Consider the following 12737-nt stretch of genomic DNA (forward strand, 5'->3'; position numbering starts at 1 on the left):
TTAACGTACCTTCAGCGTTGCCAGACCAATCAGAACCAGCATCAGCGAAATAATCCAGAAACGCACAATGACGCGCGGTTCCGGCCAGCCTTTCAGTTCATAGTGGTGATGAATCGGTGCCATGCGGAAAATACGTTGTCCGCGCAGTTTAAAGGAGCCGACCTGCAGGATGACAGAAAGCGTTTCTACCACGAACACGCCCCCCATAATCACCAGCAGGAATTCCTGACGTAGCAGTACGGCGATAATGCCTAACGCACCACCTAACGCCAGCGAACCTACATCGCCCATAAAGACCTGCGCCGGATAGGTGTTAAACCACAGGAAGCCCAGTCCTGCCCCGACTATCGCGGTACAGACAATAACCAGTTCCCCGGCGTGTCGCAGATACGGTATATGCAAGTAGCTGGCAAAGTTCATATTGCCGGTCGCCCACGCCACCAGCGCAAAACCACCGGCGACAAATACGGTCGGCATAATTGCCAGGCCGTCGAGACCATCGGTCAGGTTTACCGCGTTGCCAGTACCCACAATGACGAAGTAAGCCAGCAGAATGTAGAACAGCCCCAGCTGCGGCATCACATCTTTAAAGAATGGGACCACCAGCTGCGTTGCGGGCGTGTCTTTGCCGGCAAGGTACAGGGCGAAGGCGACACCCAGCGCAATGACCGACATCCAGAAATACTTCCAACGAGCGATCAACCCTTTGGTGTCTTTACGCACCACTTTGCGATAATCATCAACAAAGCCAATAACACCGTAACCTACCAGCACCACCAACACGCACCAGACGTACGGATTGGACGGGTAAGCCCACAGCAGTACGGAGATCACAATCGCCGTCAGGATCATAATCCCGCCCATGGTCGGCGTACCGCGCTTGCTGAAGTGTGATTCAGGACCGTCGTTACGCACCACCTGACCAAAGGAAAGTTTTTGCAAATGAGCAATCATACGCGGGCCCATCCACAATGAGATGAACAGCGCGGTCAGCAGGCTGACGATGGCGCGAAACGTCAGATAGGAAAAGACGTTAAAGCCGGAATAATATTTGACCAAATGTTCGGCCAGCCAAACTAACATGTCCCATTCTCCTGTAAAGCGCGTACTACCTCTTCCATGGCGGCACTACGTGAACCCTTAACTAAAATCGTAATTACCTGTTGCTCAGCAATCAGTGATTTAAGACGCGTAATTAACGCAGTTTTATCAGCAAAATGTTCGCCAACGCCGCTGGCGGTGCTGATAGCATGGCTTTGTTTACCCACGCTTAACACGCGGTCAATACCAGCAGCTTTTGCCGCCTCGCCCACCTGTACATGGCAGGCTTCGCTTTCAGCGCCCAGTTCCGCCATATCGCCCACCACCAGCACGCGGTAGCCCGGCATTTCAGCCAGTACCTGGACTGCTGCAGTCATTGAACCGACATTGGCGTTGTAGGAGTCGTCGAGCAGCAACTGGTTTTCTGCCAGTTGGATGGGGAACAGACGGCCTGGAACAGCTTTCAGATTTGCCAGCCCCGCTTTGATAGCATCAAGCGTTGCGCCCACGGACATGGAGAGCGCAGCGGCTGCCAGCGCATTCGCAATATTGTGACGCCCCGGCAACGGCAGCAGAACATCGACGCTACCGGTTGGGGTTTGTAGGGTAAATTCCGTACCGTGCGAGGTCACATGGATATTGGTGGCGGTGAAATCGCTGTTGGCGGCATTGGGTGAGAAACGCCACACTTTGCGTGAGCCAATTACGCTCTGCCAGTTCAGCCAGTCGTTGTTGTCGGCGTTCATAATGGCGATACCGTTTTCCGGCAGGCCGCTAAAGATTTCACCTTTCGCTTTCGCGACACCCGCAAGCGAGCCAAAACCTTCCAGATGCGCCGCTGCCAGGTTGTTGACCAGCGCAGCTTCCGGGCGAGTCAGACTCACAGTCCAGGCTATTTCGCCCTGATGGTTCGCGCCAAGTTCAATAACTGCGTAATCGTATTCCGGCGTTAAGCGCAACAGCGTCATCGGTACACCGATGTCGTTGTTGAGATTGCCTGCCGTATAAAGCGTGTTGCCGCACTGGCTTAAAATCGCCGCCGTCATCTCTTTAACGGAGGTTTTGCCGGAGGACCCCGTCAGAGCAACCACGCGCGCCGGAACTTGCTGGCGAACCCATGCAGCCAGTTCACCAAACGCCAGACGCGTATCCTTGACGATTAACTGCGGCAGGTCGATGTCCAGCGGACGGCTAACCAGTAGTGCGCCTGCGCCGCCAGCTTTCGCCTGGTCGGCAAAATCGTGGGCATCAAAACGTTCGCCTTTCAGGGCAACAAACAGGCAGCCCGGCGTCAGTTTTCGGGTATCAGTGGTTACAGCATCAAGGGTGATATCTGCACCTTGCAGTTCACCGTTGAGAATGTCGGTAAGTTGGCTAAGGGTTACGCTAATCATGCAATCACCCCCAGCAGACGCGCCACCGTGACGCGATCGGAGTAGTCCAGACGCTGATTGCCAACAATCTGGTAATCTTCATGGCCTTTGCCCGCGACCAGTACCACATCATTCTCTTTAGCCTGCATAACGGCGCAAGTCACCGCTTCAGCACGGCCTTCCATCACTTTGGCATGTCCGGCATCTAACATTCCCGCCAGAATATCGTTGATGATGGCACGCGGTTCTTCGGTACGCGGGTTATCGTCCGTCACCACCGCCACGTCAGCAAACTCTTCGGCAATTGCGCCCATCAGTGGACGCTTACCTTTATCGCGATCGCCACCACAGCCAAAGATACACCACAGCTTGCCCGCACAGTGCAGACGCGCCGCCTGTAAGGCTTTTTCCAGTGCATCCGGCGTATGCGCGTAATCCACCACCACCGTCGGTTTGCCTGGCGCAGTGAACACTTCCATACGTCCGCAAACCGGTTGCAGACGCGCGGCGGTTTTCAGCAGATCAGCCAGTGGATAGCCGAGTGCCAACAGTGTCGCCAGCGCGAGCAGCAGGTTGCTGACGTTAAAAGCGCCCATCAGATGGCTTTCAATTTCGCCATCGCCCCAACTTGAGCTAAAGCGAATCGTCGCACCGCTGTCGTGATAGTTCACTTCGGTCGCTTTCAACCAGCGTCCGTGACAGTTCGGATTGATATGATCTTCCATTGATACCGCAACCGCGTCCGGCAGTTTTGCCAGCCAGCGGCGGCCCACTTCATCGTCGGCGTTAATAATCGCCTGACCGCAATGATGTTCAGAATAAAGCAGCCATTTCGCAGCTTCGTAGTGTTCCATATCACCATGATAATCAAGGTGATCGCGGCTTAAGTTGGTAAAGACCGACGCCGCAAATTTCAATGCCGCCACACGGTGCTGTACCAGCCCGTGGGAGGAAACTTCCATTGCGCAAAAAGTCGCGCCCTGATCCACCAGCCCCGCCAGCTCATGCTGAACATCGACTGCCGAACCGGTAGTATTTTCTGTCGGGATCACTTTCCCCAGCAGACCGTTACCAACGGTGCCCATTACCGCGCTGGTTTCGCCAAGCAGTTGGCTCCACTGCGCCAGCAGCTGGGTCGTCGTGGTTTTGCCGTTGGTGCCCGTTACGCCTACGAGACGTAAATTGTCAGAGGGTTCATGGTAAAAGCGGCCCGCCAGTGCAGATAAACGCTCATTGAGCTGGCTGAGATAGATGACCGGTACGCCGTGCATTTCACGGATTTCACCGTCGGTCGCCTCATCTTTCGCCTCTGCAATAATGGCAGCCACACCTTGCGCTATCGCCTGCGGGATATATCGACGCCCGTCCGCCTGATGACCTACTACAGCTACAAAGAGATCGCCCGCCGCAGCCACACGGCTGTCGAGTGTCATCTCTCGCAGTGCTCGCGAAGGTGCGTCTGGCACCCACGGAGCAAGAAGGTCGCGCAAATTACGATCTGCCACCTGTCCCCTCGCCTTGATTAATCACAAATTCATTTTTATCGCCCGTTGTCAGCGCATCCGGCTCGATGTTCATGGTACGCAATACGCCGCCCATGATGGCACCAAAGACCGGCGCGGAAACGGCGCCGCCGTAGTATTTACCCGCCTGCGGATCGTTGATAACAACAACCAGCGCGAAGCGCGGCTGACTCGCAGGCGCAACGCCTGCGGTATAAGCAATATATTTATTGATGTAGCGACCGTCCGGCCCGACCTTTTTCGCGGTACCGGTTTTAATGGCGATACGATAGCCTTTAATCGCCGCCTTCACGCCGCCGCCGCCCGGTAGCGCCACGCTTTCCATCATATGCACCACAGTGCGGACAATGGATTCCGGGAAGACACGTTCACCGGGAACCGGGGGGTCAACTTTGGTAATCGACAGTGGGCGATAAATGCCGTAGCTGCCGATAGTTGCGTAGACTCGCGCTAACTGTAACGGTGTTACCATTAGCCCGTAGCCGAAAGAGAAGGTGGCCCTCTCTATGTCAGACCACCGTTGTTTTTGAGGATATAAGCCACTGCGTTCTCCGACCAACCCCAAATTGGTCGCTTTTCCCAGTCCAAAACGTGAGTAAGTATCTACTAACGCTGAGGACGGCATCGCTAACGCCAGCTTGGAAACACCGACGTTACTCGACTTCTGTAATACCCCGGTCAGGGTTAATTCGCTGTAGCGTGCCACGTCTTTGATTTCGTGGCCGTTAATTCGATAAGGAACGGTATTGAGTACCGAGTTTTCTCGCACCACGCCACGTTGCAACGCGGTCATCACCACCATCGGTTTAACCGTTGAGCCCGGTTCAAACACGTCGGTGATGGTACGGTTACGCATCGCCTCTTTCGGCGTGCCGCTCAGATTATTTGGGTTGTATGACGGGCTGTTAGCCATCGCCAGCACTTCACCGGTGTTGACATCCACCAGCACGGCGCTACCGGACTCAGCCTTGTTAAAGGCCACCGCGTTGTTCAGTTCGCGATAAACCAGCGCCTGCAGGCGTTCATCAATACTCAGCGCCAAGTTGTGCGCTGCCTGGCTGTCAGTAGAAGAAATATCTTCAATTACGCGACCATAGCGGTCTTTACGCACAATGCGCTCACCCGGCTGCCCGGTAAGCCATTTATCGAAACTCTTCTCAACGCCCTCAATCCCTTGACTATCGACGTTAGTAAAGCCGATGAGGTGAGCAGTCACTTCGCCGGACGGATAGTAACGGCGAGACTCTTCACGCAGATGAATCCCCGGCAGTTTCAGTTTTTTGATGTAGTCCGCCATGTCAGGGTTCACCTGACGCGCCAGATAAATAAAGCGCCCTTTCGGGTTGGCGTTAATGCGGGCTGAAAGCTGATCCAGCGGAATATTGAGCGCGTTAGCCAGCGCCTTCCAGCGGTCACCGACGCTGATACCGCCAGCGTCATGCACTTCTTTCGGGTCAGCCCAAATCGCTTTTACCGGCACGCTCACCGCTAACGGGCGACCAGAACGGTCAGTAATCATGCCGCGGGAGGTGGAAACTTGCTGAACGCGAAGAGAACGCATGTCGCCCTCTTTCACCAGCATATCCGGGGAGATAACTTGTAACCACGCTACGCGTCCGAGCAGAAAAGCCAGCGCCAGGAGAATACAGCCGCATAACAACGCAAAACGCCAACTGATAAAGTTGGCATGTTCTTCCTGACGTTTTGGTTTCTGCGTTTTCGCCGCTGCTTTCATGCGTCGCGTTTATCCTTATTTTTGCACTACGATATTTTCTTGTGACGGATCAACATGCTGCATTTGCAGCTTTTTCGTGGCGATCCTTTCCACCCGGCTATGGTCGCCGAGCGCATTCTCTTCAAGGATCAGGTTGCGCCATTCAATGTCTAAAGCATCTCGCTCCAGCACCAGTTGTTCGCGCTGAGCGGTCAGTAAACGGGTATGGTGCGCCGTGGTTACCACAGTCACCGCCGTCAAAATAATGCAAATGAACAGGCAGAGTGGCAGCTTCCCAAATCGCAAAAGATCGTCACCGATAACACCAGGCAATGCATGGCGCTCGTGGCTTCCCATCGATCCTTTAACTTTGCTTAGAGCTTCTGTCACTCTGCTGATCATGCGTTCGTCCTCTCTGCAATACGCAGAACTGAACTACGGGCACGAGGGTTCTCAGCCACCTCTTCTTCGCCCGGCATTAACTTGCCTAGTGCTCGCAGCTGACGGCCACCCAGTTTTTTGAGCTGCTCTTCAGTCATCGGTAACCCTGCCGGAACTTGCGGACCGCGGCTGTTTTCACGCATAAAACGTTTCACAATACGGTCTTCCAGCGAGTGGAAGCTGATGATCGAAAGCCGCCCACCCGGGGCCAGCACGTTGAGCGAGCTTTTTAGCGCCTGCTCTATCTCCTCCAGTTCACTGTTTACCCAAATGCGCACCGCCTGGAAGGTACGGGTCGCGGGATGTTTAAACTTATCTTTCACCGGCGTTGCAGCAGCCACGACTTCCGCCAGTTCTTTGGTGCGGGTCATCGGCTGTTCGCGGTTACGCTCGACAATGGCGCGGGCAATGCGTTTGGCAAAACGCTCTTCACCATAGGTTTTCAATACCCAGGCGATATCGGCTTCTTCTGCGGTTTGTAGCCATTCAGCGGCTGACTGCCCACGGGTTGGGTCCATACGCATGTCCAGCGGACCATCGCGCATAAAGGAAAAGCCACGTTCAGCATCATCAAGTTGCGGTGAAGAGACGCCAAGATCGAGGAGAATGCCGTCGATCTTGCCGATAAGATCGCGCTCGGCAACGTATTCGCCCAGCGCGGAGAAAGGTCCGTGGATGATGGAGAAGCGCGGATCATCAATAGTCTTCGCAACGGCGATAGCCTGCGGGTCGCGATCGATCGCCAGCAAACGCCCCTCTTCGCCAAGCTGCGAGAGGATCAGACGTGAGTGACCACCGCGACCAAAAGTCCCATCAATGTAGATGCCATCAGGACGGATATTGAGGCCATTAACGGCTTCATCCAGCAGCACCGTAGTATGTTTATAGTTTTCCATCATTTTATAGAGACAAGTCCTGCAGTCGCTCCGATAAGTCTCCGGTAGCCAACTGCTCTGCGTCGATATCTTCCTTGACCTGTTGATGCCAGGTTGTTTCATCCCACAGCTCAAACTTGTTGAACTGTCCAACCAGCATCACTTCTTTTGTCAGCCCGGCATGTTGCCGCAGTACTGGCGCGATTAACAATCGACCTGCGCCATCCATCTGACATTCGCTGGCATGACCTAACAGTAGGCGCTGCACACGGCGCTCAACCGGGTTCATGCTCGACAGACGCGATAATTTTTGCTCGATAATTTCCCATTCAGGCAGGGGGTAAAGCAGCAGGCACGGGTGATAAATGTCAATGGTGCAAACCATTTGACCGGCAGCGTTCTCAAGCAGCTGTTCCCGATAACGGGTAGGCACTGATAAGCGCCCTTTGCTGTCGAGATTGACTAACGTTGCTCCCCGGAACATGCCAGCCTCACCCCTTATTCCCACTTTGCCCCACAATTTCCCACTGAAAGGAGTTTACGGAGCTGAGGAAAAGCTTGTCAAGCCAGTCACAAGGCATACCGAGGTAAAAAACCCGATGTTTACGGCTAATATCAGCGTTGTTTATTTTACGTCCAACGTGCGAAGCAAATTAACGTTATGAATAGCTGTAAGAAAAAATCCCTCATCGTCATCACTGTTTTAAAATGACTCACTATTTTCCACAGCAAATATAAAGTGTCAGTTTGCGACGCGAGCGGCATTTTAGGACATATCTTCCCCGGTTAACAGTCCTTGTTACGTCTGTGTGGCGCTTGATGCCAGCGGGTTTGCGCAAAAGCAAAGAAAAGTGTTTGTTAAATCGGCAATTCATCGCCGCATGTAACAAAATAATGCAAAAACGCGCTGTCGATATCACTTAATTATTGTGAATTTCAGCTGGTGAGTTAATTAACGGGCGGGTTTAAAAGCATTTATCAATAATAGTCAGGAATAGTCTTATTTACTTTAAGCATATTGATGTCCAGTCCCGTACTCTACGCGCCAGAGGGAAATTCACCTGGCGCGTATTTTTGTTCGCGGCTTAGCTACGGCTGAGCACGCCGCGGCGATAGAGATTACGTTTAATGCGCGTTAAACCAGGTTTTGGCTTACGCGGTTCGTCCAGGCTTGCCAGGACAATCTCCAGCACACGCTCTGCGACATCGCGGTGACGTTGAGCCACTGCCAGCACCGGACACTGTAAGAAGTCGAGCAGTTCGTTATCGCCAAAGGTGGCAATTGCCAGGTCAGAAGGCAGTTTGCCGTCGCGACGCAGCGTGACATCCATCACTCCTTGCAACAACGCAAACGACGTTGTGAACAGCGCCTGCGGCATCGGATGCGTTTCCAGCCATTTTTCGAATAACTGGGCAGCCGCCTCCCGCTCATAGCTGTTGGCATACAGGAAATGCACTTCGCGCGGATCATCTTTCCAGGCAGTACGGAAACCTTGTTCACGCAGGAAGCTGACAGAAAGCTCCGGTAGCGCACCAAGATAAAGCACCGTCTCGGCGGGAAACTTACGTAACTCTTCCGCCAGCATTTCGGCATCATCCTGATCGGCACCAACCACGCTGGTGAAGTGTTCACGATCGAGGGCGCGGTCCAGCGCGACAATCGGGAACGGGTCGTTAGCCCAGCGTTGATAAAAAGGATGCTCAGGAGGCAACGACGTCGAAACAATAATGGCATCAACCTGACGCTGTAAAAGGTGCTCAATGCACCGCATTTCGTTGTCTGGCTGATCTTCTGAGCAGGCAATCAGCAGTTGATAACCCCGTTGCCGCGCCTGGCGTTCAAGATAGTTAGCGATGCGGGTATAGCTGGTGTTCTCCAGATCGGGGATCACAAGACCAATAGAACGTGTGCGTCCAGCACGAAGCCCAGCTGCCACGGCGTTCGGGTGGTAATTGTGCTCACGCACCACAGCCATGACTTTTTCAACGGTTTTGTCGCTCACACGGTATTGCTTCGCTTTGCCGTTAATAACATAGCTTGCAGTGGTCCGCGACACTCCCGCCAGCCGAGCGATTTCATCCAGTTTCACAATTGCCCCTTGCGTAAAATGTAAAAACCATAGCCATTGTACTGGTATGGGTTAAATTCATTAACATCTAAGCGCAGAAAATTAACTGCGGCAACTGCTTTTATTCCAGGTTCCCACTGATTTCGCAAAAAAAGCCCAACGTGACATGTTGGGCTGTAAATTGCGCATTGAGATCATTCTCAACGCATTATTTTATCGCCGCGCGAAAGTCCGACCACACCAGAGCGAGCAACCTCCACAATTTTCGCCACATCGCGAATCGATGCTAAAAATGCATCAAGCTTACCGCTGGTGCCTGCTAATTGAACGGTATAAAGCGAGGGTGTGACATCGATAATTTGCCCACGGAATATTTCCGTATTACGTTTCACTTCGTCACGCCCGTAACCGCTGGCCTGAATTTTCACCAGCATGATTTCCCGCTCAACATGCGCGCCCTGCCCCAACTCACTCACGCGCAAGACATCGACCAGCTTGTGTAATTGCTTTTCGATCTGCTCAAGTACTTTTTCATCGCCCACGGTCTGGATGGTCATACGCGATAATGTCGGATCGTCGGTTGGCGCAACGGTCAGGCTTTCAATGTTGTAGCCACGCTGGGAAAAAAGGCCAATCACGCGGGATAACGCGCCTGATTCATTTTCGAGTAAGACTGATAATATCCGGCGCATAATCAGGTTCTCTCCGTTTTGCTTAACCACATTTCATCCATTCCGCCCCCGCGAATCTGCATCGGGTAGACGTGCTCGCTGCCATCGACGGTAACATCAACAAACACCAGGCGATTATTGCGCACCTGTTCCAGCGCCTCGCTAAGTTTGCTTTCCAGCTCATGCGGATGAGAAATCTGGATCCCGACATGCCCATAGGCTTCCGCCAGACGGACGAAATCGGGTAGCGATTGCATATAAGATTGTGAATGACGGCCGGAATAGATCATGTCCTGCCACTGCTTCACCATCCCCAGATAGCGGTTATTGAGATTCACCACCAGTACGGGCAACTCGTATTGCAACGCGGTAGACAGTTCCTGGATGTTCATCTGAATACTGCCGTCGCCAGTGACGCAAACCACGGTTTCTTCTGGCAACGCCATTTTGACGCCCAGTGCCGCAGGTAAACCAAAACCCATCGTGCCGAGGCCACCGGAATTGATCCAGCGACGCGGTTTGTCGAATGGATAATAAAGTGCAGCAAACATCTGGTGCTGCCCGACATCGGACGTCACGTAAGCGTCTCCCTTCGTCAACCGCCAAAGAGTCTCGATCACCGCCTGCGGTTTAATCTTTTCACTGTGAGTGTCATATTTCAGGCACTGACGAGCGCGCCACTGTTCAATTTGCTGCCACCAGTCGCGGATCTCATCCAGTGGTTGATGGGCGGATTCTTGCGACAAGAGTTCAAGCATTTGTTCGAGGACCTGGCGAGCATCCCCCACAATCGGGATATCCGCAGTCACGGTTTTAGAAATGGAAGTAGGATCAATATCGATATGCAGAACAGTGGCATTTGGGCAGTACTTTGCCAGATTGTTCGTCGTTCGGTCATCAAATCGTACCCCGACGGCGAAAATCACATCCGCGTTATGCATCGTCATATTGGCTTCGTAGGTACCGTGCATTCCCAGCATGCCCAGTGCCTGACGATGCGTTGCCGGAAACGCCCCCAGCCCCATCAATGAGCAAACAACGGGCAGATTCAACGCCTCCACCGTTTCTTTCAACTGCTGATGGCAGCCCGCCGTGATTGCCCCACCGCCTACGTAGACAACCGGTTTTTTTGCCGCTACCAGCGTTTGCAGAGCACGCTTAATTTGCCCTTTATGTCCGGTAGTAGTGGGATTGTAAGAACGCATACTGACCGACTCCGGCCAGACATAGGGTAATTTGTTCGCCGGATTAAGAATATCTTTCGGTAAATCAACGACTACTGGTCCTGGGCGACCACTTGCCGCCAGCCAGAAAGCCTTTTTCAGCACCTGCGGAATGTCTTCCGTTTGCTTAACCAGAAAACTGTGTTTAACCACCGGTCGCGAAATCCCCACCATGTCGCACTCCTGAAAGGCATCGTAACCTATCAACGAGGTCGCTACCTGCCCGGAAAGGACAACTAATGGAATGGAATCCATATAAGCGGTGGCGATGCCAGTAATCGCATTGGTCGCCCCTGGACCCGACGTTACCAGCACGACGCCGACTTCCCCGGTCGCGCGCGCCAGGCCATCGGCCATATGCACCGCCGCCTGCTCATGACGAACTAATACATGATCAATACCACCCACGGTATGCAATGCATCATAAATATCAAGGACTGCGCCTCCGGGATAACCGAATACTTGTTTAACGCCCTGATCGATAAGCGATCGGACGACCATCTCGGCTCCAGACAACATCTCCATGGCCTGCCTCACTGTTTGACGGAAAAAATGTGTAAAACACATTAACCGTCCGATCTTGCTTAAGCAATTGGCAGCCAGAGACATAAACACGGGGTAATAAGAATAAACAGGAGGAAAGGTGAAAAGAAACGATAAAATCCTCCATTACAGAGGATTAAATTGATAATAAATCGGCTGAATCCCACAACTTACAGCAATTTCTCTATTTTTTTAATTAATCCTAAAATAGAGAGCCCACACATTCAGAATAAAATTCTACATTCAATAAAAAATGCAGAATAAACCAGACATTCATGTCTGACCTATTCTGCAATCAGTTAGCGTTTGCAAATTGAGACTAATTGCTCTTCCATCCACTGATGGCCTTTATCGCGCCCGGCAGCTTCATGCCAGGAGAGATAACAGGTTCTGCTGTTTTGTTTTAACGGCAGCGGTAATACCTGTAATTCTAAGGATTCAGCGAACTCTTCAGCCAGCCAACGCGGCGCAATAGCGACCAAATGCGTTTGCGACACCACGCTAAGTACGCTCATCATTGCCATGCCCTGATACGCGATACTGGCTTGCTTATCTACCGTGTCATACCAAGGTTGACTAAATGACGCGAAACGATCGAGCGAAACCGCCGCATGTTGTTCGTTATAAACATCATGTTTCAGTAACGGGCCCTTAATTGTTGGATGATTTTTGCTGGCTACCAGCACCATTTCATCTTTAAATAATGGTACGCTGGTAAACTCAGGACGATGGAAGTCTTCATAACTAATCACAAACTCCGTTTCCTGATAACGCAGCTGATGTTCAGTGTTCTGATTTAATGAAGACTTGAACATAACATGTATATTTGGCGCAATCTGCTCAATGTGATTATAAATCTGCGAGGTCAGAATGCTGTCTAACGGGCTGCAAACACAAAGATGAAATACACGTTCACTGCTCGCGGGTTCAAAACCTGAACCAGGCAATTCATTTTGTACTAGTTGCAATGCCTGACGAACTGAACCAAAAAGTTGAAATGCGCGAGCAGTCGGTTGAATACCACGGCCATAACGAACAAAAAGCTCGTCATTAAACATCACCTTCAGGCGTGCAACAGCGTTACTGACCGCAGGTTGCGACATTCCCAGAACATGAGCGGCACGAGTAATGTTTTGCTCCTGCATCACGGCATCGAAAACGGTTAATAAGTTGAGATCGACCATGCGTAGCTGTGGCTTGCTTAACTCCGCCGTCTCTGGATGATCTGTTTGTACCTCTGGCATACTTAACTCCACTGTCACAC

Annotated in this window: 13 protein-coding genes; 1 reads left to right on the top strand and 12 read right to left on the bottom strand. The window is 52.3% G+C overall.

All coding sequences use genetic code 11. The annotated features are described in order from the left end of the window. The 11 genes from mraY to ilvI form a co-directional block, all read right to left on the bottom strand. Positions 1-1083 carry a phospho-N-acetylmuramoyl-pentapeptide-transferase gene (mraY, locus tag ACU8XX_RS20270; RefSeq protein WP_000964131.1) on the bottom strand — a complete coding sequence of 361 codons (1083 nt, stop codon included), beginning with the start codon at positions 1081-1083 and terminating at the stop codon, positions 1-3. Continuing rightward, complete coding sequence (gene murF / locus ACU8XX_RS20275; RefSeq protein WP_000626688.1) at positions 1077-2435, bottom strand: UDP-N-acetylmuramoyl-tripeptide--D-alanyl-D-alanine ligase; 1359 nt, start codon at positions 2433-2435, stop codon at positions 1077-1079. Before murF ends, mraY begins: the two co-directional genes overlap by 7 nt. Beyond that, positions 2432-3919 carry a UDP-N-acetylmuramoyl-L-alanyl-D-glutamate--2,6-diaminopimelate ligase gene (gene murE, locus ACU8XX_RS20280; protein WP_016241830.1) on the bottom strand — a complete coding sequence of 496 codons (1488 nt, stop codon included), beginning with the start codon at positions 3917-3919 and terminating at the stop codon, positions 2432-2434. The genes murF and murE overlap by 4 nt, the downstream gene beginning before the upstream one ends. Beyond that, complete coding sequence (gene ftsI / locus ACU8XX_RS20285) at positions 3906-5672, bottom strand: peptidoglycan glycosyltransferase FtsI (RefSeq protein WP_000642204.1); 1767 nt, start codon at positions 5670-5672, stop codon at positions 3906-3908. Before ftsI ends, murE begins: the two co-directional genes overlap by 14 nt. Before the next feature lie 15 nt (positions 5673-5687). Next, a complete protein-coding gene (gene ftsL, locus ACU8XX_RS20290) occupies positions 5688-6053 on the bottom strand; it encodes a cell division protein FtsL (RefSeq protein WP_032169709.1) in 366 nt (121 codons plus the stop codon). Next, a complete protein-coding gene (gene rsmH, locus ACU8XX_RS20295) occupies positions 6050-6991 on the bottom strand; it encodes a 16S rRNA (cytosine(1402)-N(4))-methyltransferase RsmH (RefSeq protein ID WP_000970479.1) in 942 nt (313 codons plus the stop codon). The genes ftsL and rsmH overlap by 4 nt, the downstream gene beginning before the upstream one ends. Position 6992: 1 nt before the next feature. Next, positions 6993-7451 (bottom strand): division/cell wall cluster transcriptional repressor MraZ, encoded by a 459-nt coding sequence (mraZ, locus tag ACU8XX_RS20300; RefSeq protein WP_001295533.1) that lies wholly within the window; start codon positions 7449-7451, stop codon positions 6993-6995. A 601-nt stretch (positions 7452-8052) separates the two neighbouring features. After that, positions 8053-9057: a catabolite repressor/activator gene (gene cra, locus ACU8XX_RS20305; protein ID WP_000762401.1), complete on the bottom strand. Its 1005-nt coding sequence runs from the start codon at positions 9055-9057 to the stop codon at positions 8053-8055. Between the two features lie 81 nt (positions 9058-9138). Continuing rightward, entirely contained in the window at positions 9139-9225 is an 87-nt protein-coding gene (locus ACU8XX_RS20310) for a fruR/shl operon leader peptide (protein ID WP_001303787.1), read from the bottom strand. Between the two features lie 11 nt (positions 9226-9236). After that, positions 9237-9728 carry an acetolactate synthase small subunit gene (gene ilvN, locus ACU8XX_RS20315; protein WP_001300383.1) on the bottom strand — a complete coding sequence of 164 codons (492 nt, stop codon included), beginning with the start codon at positions 9726-9728 and terminating at the stop codon, positions 9237-9239. A gap of 2 nt (positions 9729-9730) precedes the next feature. Next, on the bottom strand, positions 9731-11455 hold the full coding sequence (gene ilvI, locus ACU8XX_RS20320) for an acetolactate synthase 3 large subunit (protein WP_001295534.1): 1725 nt from the start codon (positions 11453-11455) through the stop codon (positions 9731-9733). A 118-nt stretch (positions 11456-11573) separates the two neighbouring features. Between ilvI and ACU8XX_RS20325 the strand changes: the two genes are divergently transcribed. Continuing rightward, the gene (locus tag ACU8XX_RS20325) at positions 11574-11618 is read left to right on the top strand and encodes a protein YabR (RefSeq protein ID WP_120795371.1); all 45 of its coding nucleotides are present in this window, start codon (positions 11574-11576) and stop codon (positions 11616-11618) included. A gap of 154 nt (positions 11619-11772) precedes the next feature. On the opposite strand, the gene leuO is transcribed toward ACU8XX_RS20325, so the two are convergent. Beyond that, positions 11773-12717: a transcriptional regulator LeuO gene (gene leuO, locus ACU8XX_RS20330; protein WP_001115472.1), complete on the bottom strand. Its 945-nt coding sequence runs from the start codon at positions 12715-12717 to the stop codon at positions 11773-11775. Between the last annotated feature and the right edge of the window lie 20 nt (positions 12718-12737).

The sequence above is a fragment of the Escherichia sp. MAL-1 genome, assembly GCF_052948035.1.

What these genes read in the sequence shown, in the direction of transcription:
- ilvI (WP_001295534.1), bottom strand. Translation starts at nt 11,455, where the DNA reads ATGGAGATGTTGTCTGGAGCCGAGATGGTCGTCCGATCGCTTATCGAT.
- ftsL (WP_032169709.1), bottom strand. Translation starts at nt 6,053, where the DNA reads ATGATCAGCAGAGTGACAGAAGCTCTAAGCAAAGTTAAAGGATCGATG.
- rsmH (WP_000970479.1), bottom strand. Translation starts at nt 6,991, where the DNA reads ATGATGGAAAACTATAAACATACTACGGTGCTGCTGGATGAAGCCGTT.
- mraY (WP_000964131.1), bottom strand. Translation starts at nt 1,083, where the DNA reads ATGTTAGTTTGGCTGGCCGAACATTTGGTCAAATATTATTCCGGCTTT.
- ACU8XX_RS20310 (WP_001303787.1), bottom strand. Translation starts at nt 9,225, where the DNA reads ATGCGCAATTTACAGCCCAACATGTCACGTTGGGCTTTTTTTGCGAAA.
- ilvN (WP_001300383.1), bottom strand. Translation starts at nt 9,728, where the DNA reads ATGCGCCGGATATTATCAGTCTTACTCGAAAATGAATCAGGCGCGTTA.
- leuO (WP_001115472.1), bottom strand. Translation starts at nt 12,717, where the DNA reads ATGCCAGAGGTACAAACAGATCATCCAGAGACGGCGGAGTTAAGCAAG.
- ftsI (WP_000642204.1), bottom strand. Translation starts at nt 5,672, where the DNA reads ATGAAAGCAGCGGCGAAAACGCAGAAACCAAAACGTCAGGAAGAACAT.
- mraZ (WP_001295533.1), bottom strand. Translation starts at nt 7,451, where the DNA reads ATGTTCCGGGGAGCAACGTTAGTCAATCTCGACAGCAAAGGGCGCTTA.
- murF (WP_000626688.1), bottom strand. Translation starts at nt 2,435, where the DNA reads ATGATTAGCGTAACCCTTAGCCAACTTACCGACATTCTCAACGGTGAA.